The sequence below is a fragment of the Prevotella communis genome (assembly GCF_022024115.1).
GTDB classification, from domain to species: domain Bacteria; phylum Bacteroidota; class Bacteroidia; order Bacteroidales; family Bacteroidaceae; genus Prevotella; species Prevotella communis.
The window spans coordinates 887,817-904,346 of the sequence record NZ_CP091792.1; the positions used below are offsets into that span (position 1 = coordinate 887,817).

General features: G+C 47.7%; 12 protein-coding genes. 7 read left to right on the plus strand and 5 right to left on the minus strand.

The genetic code is table 11. From position 1 onward, the window contains the following. Positions 1–10: 10 nt before the first annotated feature. Positions 11–2,122: a S9 family peptidase gene (locus L6468_RS03435; protein WP_237795278.1), complete on the minus strand. Its 2,112-nt coding sequence runs from the start codon at positions 2,120–2,122 to the stop codon at positions 11–13. 49 nt (positions 2,123–2,171) lie between these two features. Then, complete coding sequence (locus L6468_RS03440; protein ID WP_091814960.1) at positions 2,172–3,689, minus strand: THUMP domain-containing class I SAM-dependent RNA methyltransferase; 1,518 nt, start codon at positions 3,687–3,689, stop codon at positions 2,172–2,174. Between the two features lie 153 nt (positions 3,690–3,842). Between L6468_RS03440 and L6468_RS03445 the strand changes: the two genes are divergently transcribed. Further along, positions 3,843–5,042 carry a PAS domain-containing sensor histidine kinase gene (locus L6468_RS03445; protein ID WP_237795280.1) on the plus strand — a complete coding sequence of 400 codons (1,200 nt, stop codon included), beginning with the start codon at positions 3,843–3,845 and terminating at the stop codon, positions 5,040–5,042. Between the two features lie 19 nt (positions 5,043–5,061). On the opposite strand, the gene L6468_RS03450 is transcribed toward L6468_RS03445, so the two are convergent. Beyond that, entirely contained in the window at positions 5,062–6,057 is a 996-nt protein-coding gene (locus L6468_RS03450) for an NAD(P)H-dependent glycerol-3-phosphate dehydrogenase (RefSeq protein ID WP_091814954.1), read from the minus strand. 20 nt (positions 6,058–6,077) lie between these two features. Further along, positions 6,078–7,865 (minus strand): lysine--tRNA ligase, encoded by a 1,788-nt coding sequence (lysS, locus tag L6468_RS03455; RefSeq protein ID WP_091852472.1) that lies wholly within the window; start codon positions 7,863–7,865, stop codon positions 6,078–6,080. 200 nt (positions 7,866–8,065) lie between these two features. Between lysS and L6468_RS03460 the strand changes: the two genes are divergently transcribed. From L6468_RS03460 to L6468_RS03485, 6 genes are all read left to right on the plus strand, one after another. Continuing rightward, positions 8,066–8,425 (plus strand): hypothetical protein, encoded by a 360-nt coding sequence (locus L6468_RS03460; RefSeq protein ID WP_091814932.1) that lies wholly within the window; start codon positions 8,066–8,068, stop codon positions 8,423–8,425. Positions 8,426–8,436: 11 nt separating this feature from the next. Further along, complete coding sequence (locus L6468_RS03465; RefSeq protein WP_237795282.1) at positions 8,437–9,273, plus strand: DUF5715 family protein; 837 nt, start codon at positions 8,437–8,439, stop codon at positions 9,271–9,273. 275 nt (positions 9,274–9,548) lie between these two features. Next, the gene (gyrA, locus tag L6468_RS03470) at positions 9,549–12,038 is read left to right on the plus strand and encodes a DNA gyrase subunit A (RefSeq protein ID WP_237796640.1); all 2,490 of its coding nucleotides are present in this window, start codon (positions 9,549–9,551) and stop codon (positions 12,036–12,038) included. Between the two features lie 26 nt (positions 12,039–12,064). Beyond that, positions 12,065–13,324 (plus strand): tetratricopeptide repeat protein, encoded by a 1,260-nt coding sequence (locus L6468_RS03475; protein WP_237795284.1) that lies wholly within the window; start codon positions 12,065–12,067, stop codon positions 13,322–13,324. 22 nt (positions 13,325–13,346) lie between these two features. Next, positions 13,347–14,501, plus strand: a complete 1,155-nt coding sequence (locus tag L6468_RS03480; RefSeq protein ID WP_143005695.1) for a tetratricopeptide repeat protein — start codon at positions 13,347–13,349, stop codon at positions 14,499–14,501. 30 nt (positions 14,502–14,531) lie between these two features. Further along, entirely contained in the window at positions 14,532–15,593 is a 1,062-nt protein-coding gene (locus L6468_RS03485) for a UDP-N-acetyl glucosamine 2-epimerase (protein WP_237795292.1), read from the plus strand. Positions 15,594–15,641: 48 nt separating this feature from the next. Here the strand turns inward: L6468_RS03485 and rbr are convergent, their stop codons facing one another. Further along, a complete protein-coding gene (gene rbr / locus L6468_RS03490) occupies positions 15,642–16,184 on the minus strand; it encodes a rubrerythrin (RefSeq protein ID WP_091814916.1) in 543 nt (180 codons plus the stop codon). Positions 16,185–16,530 lie beyond the last annotated feature (346 nt).

Sequence of the window (16,530 nt, forward strand, 5' to 3'; positions counted from 1 at the left end):
TTATGTTATGTTATTTTAGGTAGTCTTCGAAGTATTGCGTGATTCGTTCATGTAAGTGTACGCTGGCGTGTCCCCGCATGTTGTGCTCCTCTCCTGGATAGGCAAAGAAGTCGGGTTGCGTGCCGGCTTTGATACACGCATCGAGGAACGACAGACAGTGTTGGGGAACAACAGTGTTGTCGTTATATCCAGTGATAATCTGGAGCTTTCCTTTCAGGTCTTTTGCTTTATTGATGAGGCTTGTCTTGGCATAGCCTTCTGGATTGTTCTGTGGTGTGCCCATATAGCGTTCGCCATACATCACCTCATACCATTTCCAGTCGATGACAGGGCCACCTGCCACGCCCACTTTGAATACGTCAGGGTAGTTGGTAATGAGTGATATGGTCATGAATCCACCGAATGACCATCCGTGAACACCAAGTCTGTTCATGTCGATGTAGGGTAGGGTGCGCAGATACTCCACACCTTTCATCTGGTCTTGCATCTCTATCTGTCCCAGTTGGTGGAATGTGGCCTGTTCAAACTCTCGTCCACGATTCTCTGAACCGCGATTATCCAGAATGAATACGATATAGCCTTTTTGCGCCATGTAGGTCTCCCATGAGCGACTTGCCCAGTGCCATGAGGCCTCGACATTATGAGCATGAGGACCGCCATAAACATAGACCACCGTGGGATATTTCTTTGTTATATCAAAGTCGTGCGGCTTCACCATACGCCAGTAGAGGTCTGTCATGCCGTCGGCCGCCTTAATGCTGCCACTCTCAAATATGGGCTGTACATAGTCTTTCCAAGGGTCCTCAGCCGTGAGTAGGTTTGAGATTCGAGGTTTGAAGTTTGAGATTTCTATTGCGTTAACTGTATTTGGCGTTGTAGGTGTGCTGTATTTTTCGTACAGTTTTGTGCCAGAGCTTGATAGTTTTCCCCAGTGTACGCCTTCTCCATTATCGAGTAATGTGCGCTTGAGTGTCTTGATGTTGACTGCATACAAGTTGCTTTGCAGCGCATGTTTCTCATTAGAAGCAATGATGATGCTCTTGTCTTTCTGATTGAAACCCAGAACATCCATGACAACCCATACGCCTTTAGTCAGCTGTTTGACCATCTCACCTTTTTTATTATATAGGTACAGGTGGTTGTAGCCGTCGCGTTGACTCTGCATCACAAAGAGGTTACTGTCCCAAGGCAGGAACACGATGGGATGCAGCGGCTCTACATATTTGTCGCTGGTCTCACGATAGAGCTCTGCTTTCTTGGCACCAGTGGTGGCATCATAGCTCACAAGACGGCAATCATTCTGCTCACGGTTGAGCTCGAACATATAAATCGTCTTTGAGTCTGGACTCCATGCGATATTCGTAAAATAACGATTCGTTGGGTCGCCAGTCTGCAGATAGACCGTCTTCTGCGTTCCTAAATCATATACACCTACAGTGACTTTATGCGAAGTCATGCCTGCCATCGGATATTTGTCAGGCTCGTAGCTGGCAGAGCGAGGGAAGATATCTACCTGTGGATAATCGGTCACCATGCTCTGGTCCATGCGATAGAAAGCAAGATGCTGTCCGTCAGGACTCCAGAAAGTACCCTTCTCAATACCGAACTCGTTGCGGTGAACAGACTGTCCATAGACAATCTCGCGACTGCCGTCAGTAGAAAGCTGATGCTTCTTGCCTTGTCCGTCAGCAATAAAAAGCTGATCGTCTTCCACGTAAGCCGTAGCGCGTGATGTCTTATTCCAATCGTAGGCTGTCTGTCCGGAGATGCTGTCCTGCCAGACAATCTTCTTCTTTCCGAAATCCAACAGGATGACAGACTTCTTGAAGCCCAGCATGACAAGTTTCTCGTTGGGGTAGGGGAATGTGGCATTCGTCAGTTGGCGCACGTAATGGTCATCATCACTGCCCGCCCATTTATTGATATCGTCGAGAGTAAACAGCAATGTCTTCTTGCCTGTCTTGGTGTCAATGGTGTAGCACTCCTCCACGTCTGTCTGAATCAGTTGGTCGCCCCACCATGTGAGGAAGATATTCTCAGGCCTCAGATTGTGGAAATTGGTGCCACCGAAGTTCAGGTCCTCCAGTGTGAAAAGCTTCTGTGCAGACATAGGTGCTGTCATTGCTGTAAAGAGAAGAATGGACGCTACATAGTGCGCCCATTGCTTAATATTATTCATCGTCATGATTAAATCGCTTGTTTCGTTTTCCTCCACTGCGGTCGAAACGCTCGTGTCCGCCGCGGTTAGGACTGTCACTATATTTCTTTCCCCTTCCGGAGAAACTTGATTTGCCGGCATCCTTTGAGTAGCGGGGCTTTCTGTCTTCCCGGTCCTCTCTTCTTGGTCTTCTTTCTCCACGCTCTTCCTTCTTGAAGTCGTGTTTGTGGAAAGTAAATGAGCGGATATCGCTGCTCTCATTTTCCTCTTGTTCGTCCAGGCGCTGCTTGAACTCACGGTTTTTCTTGAAACGATGCTTCTCGGCCATCTGACGCTTCTCGTCATCGGTCTTCACTACGCCGCCTTCGCTACGGAAATCCTTCAGTTTACCGTCAAAAATCTGGTACTTACGGAACTCACATTCCAATGAGCCATTGTAAACAGGAATCTTGATAGATGGTTTCAGACCAATTTGCTCAAAGCACTCCTCACGGTAAGACAGAATCCATGCGTCGTTATTGAGGAACTGATGCTTCAGTCGCTCACCAATCATACGATAGGTGCCCAGCAGGTCGGGCGTAGAGATACGCTCACCGTAGGGAGGGTTGCATACCAGGATGCTCTTCTCCTTGGGTTGTGTGAAGTTCTTGAAATCCTGCTCTTCCACAGTGATGTCTGCTGTCAGACCAGCGGCCTTCACATTCAGACGGGCAGTGTTCACAGCCTTGATATCTACGTCGTAGCCATAGATGTGATGTGTGAACTCACGCTCCTTAGAGTCGTCATTATAGATGTGGTCGAAGAGATCGGCATCAAAGTCTGGCCATTTCTCAAAGGCATATTCCTTTCGGAACAAACCCGGAGCCATGTTGCGGGCGATGAGGGCTGCTTCGACGAGCAGTGTGCCAGAACCGCACATAGGGTCAATAAAGTCGGTCTCACCCTTCCAGCCGGTCATCAGAATCATACCTGCTGCCAGTACTTCATTAAGGGGAGCCTCTACGCTTTCCTGGCGATAGCCACGGCGATGCAATGACTCACCAGAAGAGTCCAGACAGAGCGTACACTCGCTCTTGCCAGGTGCTACGTCTGCGATATGAATATGCAGACGCAAGTCTGGATTGGCAACTGAAATGTTGGGGCGACTGCCAGTCTTCTCACGGAACTGATCCACAATAGCATCTTTTACTTTGTAGCTCACAAACTTTGAGTGGCGGAACTCTTCCGAGAATACCACAGAGTCAACAGCGAAGGTGCGGTCGTTATTCAAGTATTCAGTCCAATCGATTTTTTTAATTTCTTCGTAGACATCATCAGCACTTTGTGCTTTGAAATGCGCGATGGGTTTCAGAATCTTGATGGCTGTATGCAGCGAGAAATTGGCGCGATACATCATCTCCTTATTACCCGTAAACGACACCATGCGTCTACCTATTTGCACGTTGTTGGCACCCAGTTGTGTCAACTCTTTCGCCAGCACAGGTTCCAGTCCCATGAACGTTTTGGCGATTAATTCGAATTCGTTTTCCATTTTTATTATGATTTCGTTTGCAAATATACAGAAAAACAGAATAAAAACAAAATTAATAGTGATTTTTTTTTGCGTTTCGGGAAATATTTGTACTTTTGCACTTATATGATAAACCTAACGATAAATATTGCTCTTGACATACAGTTTCTGAATATGTTACCACACGTGCTTCTCGTACTTGTGATTATATCGTTGGGCGTAGTCCTATGGTATCAGATTAGGGCTGGTAAGCAACTGAAGTCGGAGTTGCAGATGTTGGACAAACTTGGTAAGCACAATGTAGAGTACGAGTTCGTGCTTGGTACCATGAAATTGTCTATCTGGCATCTTGATGTGAAGACTGGTAAGTTTACCTTTGAGCATGATTTCCGTGAAAAAGGTAATAATTATATCAATGTTGACGGTATGGCTATGGGAGACAGTCTTTTGCCACTGGACCCGCATGATACTGAACGCGTGCGACAGTCCTTGGCAGATTTGTGCGATGGTCATTCTTCTGCCTATCATGAGATTTACCGGGTTTTGGTACCTTATGATAACTCTTTTTATTGGGAAGAAAGTTATGCCACAGTGGCTGCACGTGACGTAGATGGTAAACCTGTTAAAATCGTAGGAACCACCCAGTGTATTGATGACCGGAAGGCATTGGAGGACGCATTGGTAAAGGCACGTAATCGTGCAGAAGAGAGTGACCGTCTGAAGACTGCATTCATTGCCAATATGAGTCATGAGATTCGTACCCCACTGAATGCTATCGTTGGTTTTACTAGTGTGTTGCCTGATATTGATGATCAGGATGAACGTAAGAGCCTTTTAGACTTGATTCACGAGAATACGCAGAAGTTGTTGCGTATTGTTGATGATGTGGTGAATATCTCGAAGATTGAATCCGGTCAGGAACAGCTGGTCATGACGACATTCGACTTGAATACGTTGTTGGCAGAGGCTATGGCAGTTTTTGCTGAAAAGTTACCATCGGGTGTGAAGTTGGATATCAGTTTTGCTCAGGATGCACTGTCTATTACCACTGATATGATTCGTCTGAGTACTATTGCCAATCATCTCATTTCCAATGCGATGAAGTTTACGCAGCAAGGTTCTATTGTCGTAGGCTATGACAATCCCGTTGATGGTCGTGTATGTATCTGGGTGCGTGATACTGGTAAGGGTATTGCAGAGGAGAATCTGGAACGTATCTTTGAACGTTTCTACAAAGTGGATGAATTTATTCCGGGTGCTGGCTTAGGACTGAGTATCTGTCGTGTGATGGCTTCCAGCCTTGGTGGAAGTGTTACAGTAGAGTCAAAACTAGGCGAGGGTTCTATCTTCAGGGTAGATATTCCTATCAAGTAAATTCGAAGCGAATAAATACTTAGCGGAACGAGTCTGTCAGCAGCTTAATCTCAATCTTTGGTGCAATACGTTCGTAGAGGATGTTGTAAACGGCATCCAGGATAGGCATGTTAACGTGCCAATGGCGGTTGATTTCCTTCATACACTTAGTGCCGAAGTAACCCTCGGCAATCATCTCCATCTCCATCTGGGCACTTTTCACGCTATAACCTTTACCAATCATCGTTCCGAAAACACGGTTGCGCGAAAAGTTCGAGTAGCCCGTCACTAATAGGTCGCCTAAGTAAACACTATCATAGACATTGCGCTCAATGGGGTGCACACTTTGCAGGAAACGAGCCATCTCCTGCACGGCATTGGCTATAAGTACGGCCTGGAAATTATCTCCAAATTTCAGACCATTGCAGATACCTGCCGCAATGGCATAGACATTCTTCAGAACGCTGGAGTATTCTATGCCGATAACATCGGTTGATGTCTTTGTCTTGATAAACTGGCTGTTCAGTATTTCTGCAAAGGATTGGGCCTTCTCCATGTCTGAACATCCTACAGTAAGGTAACTCAATCGCTCCAGTGCCACCTCTTCTGCATGACTGGGACCGCCAATGCAGGCCAGGTTGTCGTGTGGCACATCGAATACCTGATGGAAGTACTCTGTACAAATCAGGTTCTCATCGGGCACAATACCCTTGATAGCTGTTACGATGAATTTATCCTTCAGTCTCACCTTCAGTTTCTTCAGGTGATTTTTTAAATAAGGTGAAGGCACTACGAACACCAAGGTGTCGTAGGCCTCCACAATTTTATTGAGATCGCTGTTGAAATTAATCTCGTGAACGTCAAAATGCACGCTGGTCAGGTAACTGGGGTTGTGACTCAGTCGTCTGAAGTCCTCTATCTGGTCATCGCGACGCATATACCAACCAATGTGGTGCGTGTGCTGCACTACAATCTTGGCAATGGCTGTAGCCCATGAGCCTCCACCGATTATTGCTATCTTACCGCAGTCGTACATGGTTCTTTGAACTTTGAACTTTAAGCTTGCGCCTTATCAATCCAACTCTGAACCTCGTCCAGAGATGGCTTCTCGTAGTTCAGCTTGAACTTCTTGTTGATCTCGCCAATCTTCTGCTGCAAGCCCTGAGCTTTCTCGTCCTTGATGTCCTGGATGAGATAGAAACCAGCCTTACGCAGCACATAAGCCCAGTTCTCGGGTACGCCAATAGCTTCCCATTCCTGGATGCTGCTCTGAGGAGCCTTCTTCTCGGGCTTCATCTGTGGGAACAGCATCACCTCACCAATGGCGAACTTACCTGTGAGCAGCATCACCAGACGGTCGATACCGATACCGATACCGAAGGTGGGAGGCATGCCATACTGCAGAGCGCGCAGGAAGTCGTGGTCGATAATCATAGCCTCGTCATCGCCCTTGTCAGCAAGTTTCATCTGCTCTACGAAACGCTCCTCCTGATCGATAGGATCGTTGAGCTCAGAGTAGGCGTTAGCCAGTTCCTTACCATTAACCATCAGCTCGAAACGCTCGGTGAGCCCGGGCTTACTGCGGTGCATCTTGGTAAGAGGTGACATCTCGACGGGATAGTCAGTAATGAAAGTGGGCTGGATGAAGGTACCCTCGCAGAACTCACCAAAGAGTTCGTCGATGAGCTTACCCTTACCCATGGTCTCGTCAACCTCCATGCCCTTAGACTTGCAGAATGCACGAATCTCATCCTCAGTCTTACCGTCGCAGTCGAAACCGGTCTTCTCCTTGATAGCATCGAGGATTGGCAGACGGCGGAATGGAGCGCGGAATGAGATAACCTTGCCGTCGATCTCCACCTCAGGCTTGCCGTTCACTGCTGTACAAATCTCCTCCAGCATCTTCTCGGTGAAGTCCATACCCCACAGCAGGTCCTTATAGCTCACGTAGAGCTCCATGCAGGTGAACTCTGGGTTGTGGGTCTTATCCATACCCTCATTGCGGAAGTTCTTACCCATCTCGTAAACACCCTCGAAGCCACCGACGATGAGGCGCTTCAGGTAAAGCTCTGTGGCAATACGCATGTACATGTCCTGGTTCAGGGCATTGAAGTGGGTGATGAATGGGCGGGCTGATGCACCACCTGCGATGTTCTGCAAAATAGGTGTGTCAACTTCTGTATAGCCTGCATCATCAAGGATGCGACGCATGGTGCGGATGATGGTAGCACGCTTGAGGAAGGTCTCTTTAACACCAGCATTCACAATCAGGTCAACATAGCGCTGACGATAACGCAATTCTGGGTCATCGAATGCGTCATATACCTTACCGTCAGCATCAGTCTTCACCACAGGCAGTGGCTTCAGACTCTTGCTCAATACGGTCAGTTCCATCACATGAACACTGATTTCTCCAGTCTTTGTGCGGAATACGTATCCTTTTACACCGATGAAATCACCCAGGTCAAGCAGCTTCTTGAAAACAATGTTGTAAAGGTCCTTGTTCTCGTCGGGGCAGATGGCATCACGCTGTACGTATACCTGAATACGACCCTTAGAGTCCTGCAACTTGGCAAAGGCAGCCTTACCCATGATGCTCTTGCTCATGATGCGGCCGGCAATACTTACCATACGGCTGTTCTCCGGTGTAGGCGTCTCGCGTACATCGTTGCCTTCCTCATCTTTTCCGATGACGGGTAAGTCCTCAAAGTTTTCAATAATATCTGTGCTCCATGCATTTACGGGATACTCTGCGGCAGGGTAGGGGTTGATGCCCATCTTGCGCAGCTCGTCGAGCGACTGTCGACGGAGAATTTCTTGTTCACTCAGTTCAAGTATGTTCATGTCTTATATTCGAATATTTGCAATTTGGGTGCAAAGTTACGAATAAATGAGTGAAATGCAAAAGGAAAACAAGTTTTTCTTTTCATTTCCGAGTGAAAGTAACTTCGGTTAGGCCAAAGTTACGAAAAAAAGAATAGATTCGCCAATTTTATTTGTTTTTTTTAGTATCTTTGTGCCCTGAAACAAAATAATAAGAAAGAATGGCTAAGAAAGTTTTTGTTTTTCTGACCTTTGTGGTGCTGATTCTGTTGGCAGCAATGGCTTTTTCCAAACCAGAGCCATGGGAACATCAGGCTGCGGTAAGACAGTTGGCAATGAATGTGGTAAGTCAAGAAGTGTCTAATGCTCAGTTACCGGATGAACTGGTTGCTGCGGGTACTGATATGGCGATGAATGCTGCCGGTTCTTTCCTGCAGAGTAATATGCAGGTAGATGATTATCTGGTAGTTACCGTTGGCACGGTGAGCTTTCATGGCCAGACGCTTCCCATCACCGTCGGTGCCTTTGGCAAGGTGTTCGTTCTTGCCGACGAGGAGGATGTGAGACACATTGTAAGATGAGATGAAAGGAAATGAAGGGTAATAATAAGCGTAAACATCGTTTTCTTGAGGTTTTTGGCGTGTCGGTGATGGTGCTGGCCTTGGTACGTTGTGCCTTTCCTGGTATCGCTACGTCATCATCCGACGTGGCAGAGGTAGCAGATAGTCTGGCAGTAGATTCTGTTGCAAACGAGCTCCCTGTTGCTGAGGTCGTTGAGGAGCCTGCGGCTGTTGAACCTGAATCTGAAGCCGTCCTGGCACCTTCTGTTTCTGCTCGCTATGTGCCTGATGGTGAACGCTATCATCGTATTCGTAGTGTGTCCAGCTATAAAGGTGCTTTCCCTGATAGTAATAGTGTGCAATTGATTGCAGCTAACAGATGGGGCGTTAAGCCGGTGAAGAACCGGTTGGATGCGGAAGAGAGAAAAGACGAACTGGTGTTCATTGACTGCTCACCTTATTATTATATAGACCCCTTGCATAGCAGTATTCCATATCTGGTACCACGTGCAGCTGTTCTTCTGCAGGATATCGGTCAGGCTTTCTTTGACAGTCTGCAGGTAAAAGGTGTGCCCTTGCATCGTTTCATCGTGACCAGCGTGCTCCGTACGCAGGAGGATGTGGCCAAGCTGCGCCGCCATAATGGCAATGCCACAGAAAACTCCTGTCATCTCTATGGCACCACAATAGATATCTGTTATAACCGTTATAGGACAGTAGAGGATCCCGACGGCCCCAGTCGCCGTCAGGTACGCAACGACTCGTTGAAATTTATCTTGAGTGAGGTACTTAATGATATGCGTCAGCAAAATCGCTGTTTTATTAAGTACGAGGTGAAGCAGGGTTGCTTTCATATGACCGTAAGGTGAAAAAATAAAAAGGTAAAAGGCTAAAAAGGTAAAAAAGTGAAAAATGGAAATTATTTCCTTACTTTTTTACCTTTTTGCTTTTTTTATCTTAATAATTTTCGTACCTTTGTGCGCTGAACGAAAAAGCTAAAAACGCGTCAGCGGGCTTAAAAATGGCCTTAAACGCAATTTTGGCTAAAAAGTAAAAGAGTAAAAAGGTAAAAAAGTAAAACGATAGAAAAGTGGATCAGACGATTGACAACGACAGAATTTTGAAGATTAACATCGAGGAAGAGATGAAGTCTTCGTACATCGACTATTCGATGTCCGTGATTGTGGCCCGTGCCCTTCCTGATGTTCGTGATGGATTTAAACCTGTGCATCGCCGTATTCTTTATGGTATGATGGGTATTGGTAATACCAGTGACAAGCCACACAAGAAGTGTGCGCGTGTTGTTGGTGAGGTGCTCGGTAAGTACCACCCCCACGGCGACTCATCTGTATATGGTGCCCTGGTGCGTATGGGTCAGGAATGGAATATGCGCTACACGCTGGTTGACGGTCAGGGTAACTTCGGTTCGGTTGACGGTGACTCACCTGCTGCCATGCGTTACACGGAGTGCCGTCTCTCTAAGATGGGTGAGCATATCATGGACGACCTGGAGAAGGATACCGTTGATATGGACCCCAACTTCGACAATACCTTGCTGGAGCCCAGCGTGATGCCTACCAAGGTGCCCAACCTGCTGGTGAATGGTGCTAACGGTATTGCCGTAGGTATGGCAACGAATATGCCTACCCATAACCTGGGTGAGGTGATTGACGGTTGCTGCGCCTTTATCGATAATCCTGAGATTGACTGCGAGGGCCTGATGCAATATATCCCCGGTCCCGACTTCCCTACAGGTGCCTATATCTATGGCCTGCAGGGCGTGAAGGATGCTTACGAGACTGGTCGTGGCCGTATCGTGATGCGTGCCAAGGCTGAGATTGAGGCTGGCGAGCAGCACGACAAGATTGTGGTGACCGAGATTCCTTATGGTGTCAACAAGGCCGACCTCGTGGCTTATATCGCTGACCTGGCTACCCAGCATAAGATTGAGGGTATCTCAAATGTCAACGATGAATCTGGTCGTCAGGGTATGCGTATCGTGGTTGACGTGAAGCGCGATGCCAATGCCAATGTGATTCTGAACAAGCTGTTCAAGATGACAGCTCTGCAGAGCTCGTTCTCTGTGAACAATATTGCCCTGGTGCCCATCCCTGGTACTCATGGCAAGATGCGTCCGAAGTTGCTCAGCTTGCGTGAGTGTATCCGCTACTTCATTGAGCACCGTCATGAGGTGACTATCCGTCGCACGAAGTTTGATTTGAAGAAGGCTCAGGAGCGTGCTCACATCCTGGAGGGCTTGATTATTGCAGTGAATAATATTGACGAGGTGGTGCACATCATCCGTCAGTCTGCTACGCCTACCGATGCCCAGCGCAATTTGGAGAAGCGCTTCGATTTGGATGAGCTTCAGTCAAAGGCAATCGTGGATATGCGTCTGAGTCAGTTGACCGGTCTGCGTGTTGACCAGTTGCATCAGGAGTATGACGACTTGATGAAGCTCATTGCCGACCTGGAAGAAATCCTGAACAATCCTGAGCGTTGTAAGCAGGTAATGAAGGAAGACCTGCTGGAGGTGAAGGAGAAGTATGGCGACGAGCGTAAGACGGAGATTATTCCCTTCGATCATGAGTTCAATGCAGAGGACTTCTATCCCGATGATCCCGTGGTGATTACAATCAGTCACATGGGTTATATCAAGCGCACACCGCTGAGCGACTTCCATGCTCAGAGTCGTGGTGGCTTGGGTGCTAAGGGTGCCCGTCATCGTGATAACGACTTCACAGAGTATATCTATCCTGCCACCATGCACAACACGTTGCTCTTCTTCACCCAGAAGGGACGCTGCTACTGGCAGAAGTGCTACGAGATTCCTGAGGGCGACCGCAACTCTAAGGGTCGTGCCATCCAGAATATGCTCAATATTGAGCCCGATGATGCTATCAATGCTGTATTGCGCATCAAGAACTTCAACGACGAGGAGTTCCTGAAGACACACTACGTGATGTTTGCTACCAAGCAGGGTATTATCAAGAAGACCTGTCTGTACGACTACCGCAACGTGCGTGCTGCCGGTGTTCGTGCTATCAATATCAACGAGGGCGACCAGGTAGTAGGCGTTCGTCTGACCAATGGTCATAACGAGATCCTGCTGGCCAACCGCAACGGACGTGCCGTTCGCTTCAACGAGGATGCTGTTCGCACCATGGGCCGTGTGTCAACGGGTGTGATTGGTATGCGTCTCGATGGTGGCGACGACGAGGTAGTAGGCATGGTATGCGTGAACGATCCTCAGACCGAGACCATCATGGTGGTCAGCGAGAACGGTTATGGTAAGCGTTCGGATATCGAGGACTATCGTATCACCAACCGTGGTACCAAAGGTGTGAAGACCCTCGCTATCACAGAGAAGACTGGCCGACTGGTGGCTATCAAGGTGGTGACAGACGAGAACGACCTGATGATTATCAACAAGAGCGGAATCCTAATCCGTCTGAATGTCAGCGAGGTACGTGTCATGGGTCGTGCTACTCAGGGCGTCCGTCTGATTAACCTGACCAAGAAGAACGATACCATTGCCAGCGTCTGCAAGGTGCAGAAAGCCACTGAGGAGGAGCTGGCTGAGGAGCAGGAGAATCAGGAGGCAGTAGAAAACCAGGAAACAAATAACGAATAACTGTTTAACTAATAAATAATATGAATATGAAAAAACTAATGATTATGGCTCTGATGGCAGGTGCTGCCACCACAGCCTTTGCACAGGATGCAGTGGTGAAAGAAGCCAAGAAACTGCAGTCAAAAGGTGACTTTGATGCTGCCGCTCAGGTGTTGGCTCCTGCACTCACCTCAAGCGAGACAACAGACAAGGCAGCAGCATGGAATCTTCAGGCTGATATTATGTTTGCTAAGTTCTCTGCCATTCAGGAGGAGAACCTGAAGAATCAGGTGGCTCAGAAGAAAGTGGCTTTCGATACCCTGGGTATGAACAATGCCTGTTATGAGGCCCTGAAGGCTGCTATCGAGTGCGATAAGTATGACGTACTGCCCAATGAGAAGGGTAAGGTAAAGATTCGCTACCGTCAGGGAAACCAGCAGCGCATGATGAATGTTCGCTTGAACCTGATCAATGCCGGTCTGTTCGACTATAACCACAAGAACCTCGACGGTGCTCTTGCTAAGTGGTCGCTCTATATCGACAGCCCTGAGAATCCACTGTTTACGGGGTTCGCTGATGTGGCTGACCTGAGCAAGGACCAGTATCGTTCTGAGATTGCTTACTATGCAGGTCTGGTGGCTTATCAGAAGAAAGACTACGCTACTGCAGAGAAGTATGCACATATCGCAGCCCAGGATCCTAAGAAGGCTGCTGAGGCTAACGAGATTCTGCTCTTCTCTAAGAAGGAGACCATGAAGACTGCCGAGGACTCACTGGCTTATGTCAACACGGTAAAGGATCTGCACAAGGCCAATCCTGAGGAGGAACGCTACTTCAACCTGTTGATGGAGTTCTATACCCGTTCAAACAACCAGAAGGCTCTGGCTGCTTGGGCTGAGGAAGAAATTGCTCTGAATGCTGAGAACAAGATGGCTTGGGCCCTGAAGGGTGAGGTGCAGATGAACGAGCGCGACTGGGACAATGCTGTTGAGTCTTACAAGAAGGCTATCGAGATTGATCCTACCTTCATCCAGTGTATCTTCAATGCTGGTGTATGTCTGAATGGTAAGGCCATCGACCTGAAGGATAAGTTGGCCGACAAGAATACTGGCGGTCTGACAAAGGCTAATGCCGACAAGGTGAAGGCTATCCTGACCGATGCCCTGTCATTCCTGGAGCGTGCCAAAGAACTGGATCCCGATCGTGAGAAGGTGAACTGGGCATATCCTCTCTATCAGATTTACTATTCGCTGGGCAACAAGGCCAAGTCTGACGAGATGGAGGCCCTGGTGAATGCCGGACGATAATATCAACCCTTTAAATTAGAGAATGAAGCAACTCATTGCAGTTACGCTTCTCTTATTGATGACGACACCGTGCTTGATGGCTCAGAAGAAAGAGCTTAGTCAGGCACGGTCGTCTATCAAGAGTGGCAAATACGCAGATGCTGAGAAAACATTGACAGCTCTGCTGAAAGACTCGACCAACCGTACCAACAAGCGTATCTGGCTGGCCTACTACGATGCCGTGCTTGGACAGTATGAGCAGGGCAACGAGAAACTGTATCTCAAACAGCAATACGATACGGCATCTTTCTTTGCGAAGGCTCTTCAGATGCTGACCATTGCAGAGACACTTGACAGTCTCACAACAGATAATCGTAAGAGCCTCTCACAACAGCTAAATGCGCTGCGCCCTAATATCTTCAATGGGGGCTCTTTCCTGTTGAGAAAGAATAAATGGGCTGATGCCTATCGCTATTATGAGGCCTATCTGGACTGCGCCCGTCAGCCTCTGTTTCAGGCCTATCATTACGACTCCCTTGATACTCGTATGTCTGAGGCGGCCTATTGGGCTACCTATTGCGGCTACAAACAGCAAGACCCTGTGCTGACGCTCCGTTACAGTAAGCGTGCGCTCCAGGACACGGCCAAGGCCGATTTTACCCTGCAGTTTATTGCTGAGGCCCGCCGCTTGCTCAAGGATGATGAACTGTATGTGCAGACCCTCGAAGAGGGCTTCCGCCGTTATCCACAGTTCCATTATTTCTTCCCTCGCCTGATGGACGCCTATGCCAATATGGGCCAGCACGAGAAAGCCTTGGCGCTGACTGATAGTGCGCTGACAGTCAATCCCTCCAGCGAACTGTTTCTCTTTGCTAAGTCCACCACGCTATTGCGTATGGAGCGCTATGCGGAGAGTATCAAGTATAGTGAGCGACTCATAGAATTGAATCCAAATCTGGCCGAACCTTATTTCAATGCTGGTACGGCTTATGTCAATATAGCTGAACGTCAAAACGACAAGCGCGATAAGAAGCTGATGCGCCAGGCTTATCAGAAGGCCTGTCCTTTTATGGAGCACTATCGCAAACTGATGCCCAAGGAGAAGGCTAAGTGGGCTCCTGTGCTCTATCGTATCTACCTGAATCTGAATATGGGTAAGCAGTTTGACGAGATCGACAGACTGTTAAAGGAAAAGTGAATAGTGAAAAGAGAATAATTTGCTACCGCTATGAAAAATATTTGTATTGTTGCGGGCGCACGCCCTAATTTTGTGAAGGTGGCACCTCTGATTCGTGCCATTGAGAAGGCTGAGGGTGCCGAGTATGAACTGGTATATACTGGTCGTGAGGACGATCCTACTTTGGAGACCTCGCTCTTCGATGATTTGCAGATGCCGCGCCCGTCTGTGTTCTTTGGTGTCGACAGTACCATCCTGAATGAGATAACCAGTAGGGTGATGGCTCATTTTGATGCTTATCTGGAGGAGAATCCTGCTGATGTGGTGATTGTGGTCGACGACCTTGCCTCTACGATGGCGGCTGCTATCGTTACCAAGAAACGAGGCATCAAACTGGCACATCTTGTGGCAGGCACCCGTTCGTTTGATATGAATATGCCTAAGGAGGTGAACCGCCTGGTTATTGATGCCCTCAGCGACTATCTCTTTACGGCCGGCACACGCAGTAATAGTGTGGCTGCACGCGAACAGTCGGATAGCAACAATACTTATATGGTGGGAAATATCCTGATGGATACCCTCCGCTTTAATCATCAGCGTCTGCAAAAACCAGCTTTGGATATAGAACCGGGCTCATATTTCGTGTTTACTGTAAACAGAAAGGCGCTCTTAGCCGATGAGGATAAGTTGAAGAAGATGCTTATTGCCATGTCCGAGGCTGCAGGCGGTACACCTATCATTGCGCCTTTGCGAGGCAAAGCTCTTGAAGTGGTTTCAGGTTTCAGGTTTCAAGTTTCAAACCTGAAACCTCAACCCTCCCTGAGTTATCTTGAATTCGGTTGGTTGACGGCTCATGCCAAGGGTATCATCACGGATAGTGGTAATGTAGCCGAGGAAGCTACGTTCAACAGTGTGCCTTGTATCACGCTGAACAGCTATACAGAGCATCAGGAGACGGTCAGCGTAGGTAGTAATGTCCTGGTGGGTGAAGATCCTCAGCGACTGAAGGAGGAGATGCAGCGTATCGAGGCCGGACAATGGAAGAAATGTGCCCTTCCTGACCGATGGGATGGTCGTACGGCAGAACGTATCGTACAGATTCTGTTGGGCTAAAGATAAAAAAGAGCGGTTAGACATTTGCCTAACCGCTTTTTCTTTTAATTAATAGTTTTCTGCCTTTACCTGGAAGTAAGCCTTGGGATGATCGCAGACGGGACAAATCTCGGGTGCCTTCTTGCCGATGATGATATGTCCGCAGTTGCTGCACTGCCAGATAACGTCGTTGTCTTTGGAGAATACACACTCCTTCTTGACGTTGTCGAGCAACTTGCGATAACGCTCCTCGTGCTCTTTCTCGATCTTTGCTACCATTCTGAACTTTGCGGCAATCTCCTTGAAACCCTCTTCGTCAGCCTCCTCGGCCATGCGGGCATACATGTCTGTCCACTCGAAGTTCTCACCGTTGGCTGCATCCTCAAGGTTGGCCATTGTGTCGTTGATCTTGCCACCATTCAGGTATTTAAACCATATCTCAGCATGCTCCTTCTCATTAGCAGCTGTCTCCAGGAAGATATTACTAATCTGTACAAAACCATCCTTCTTTGCTTTTGAAGCATAGTAGGTGTACTTGTTGCGTGCCTGACTCTCGCCTGCAAAAGCTTCCTGCAGGTTTTTCTCTGTCTTTGTTCCTTTCAAATCTTTCATTTCTGTAAGTGTTTGTTTAGTGAATAATTGGGTTAGTTTTATTTCTCAGCCACAAAGTTACGAATTAGTTTCCGAATAAAAAAATAAAGGTCGTATTTTTTTTTATGATTGAGCCTAATCATCACACGATTCCCTCAAAAACTTCACTCGTGTGAAATCATCGATTGACTCGAGTCAATTCATGAAATCACTCGAGTCAATTCATGAATTCAGCTATATATATGCGCGCCCCGATATTTTAGGGTGACTGATTCTTCAATTTTACTCTATGTTACGAAATGCAAACATCTGCCATAAAAATCTTTCAAAGTGGTACACAAATTAAGCGAAAATGTGCATAATCAAT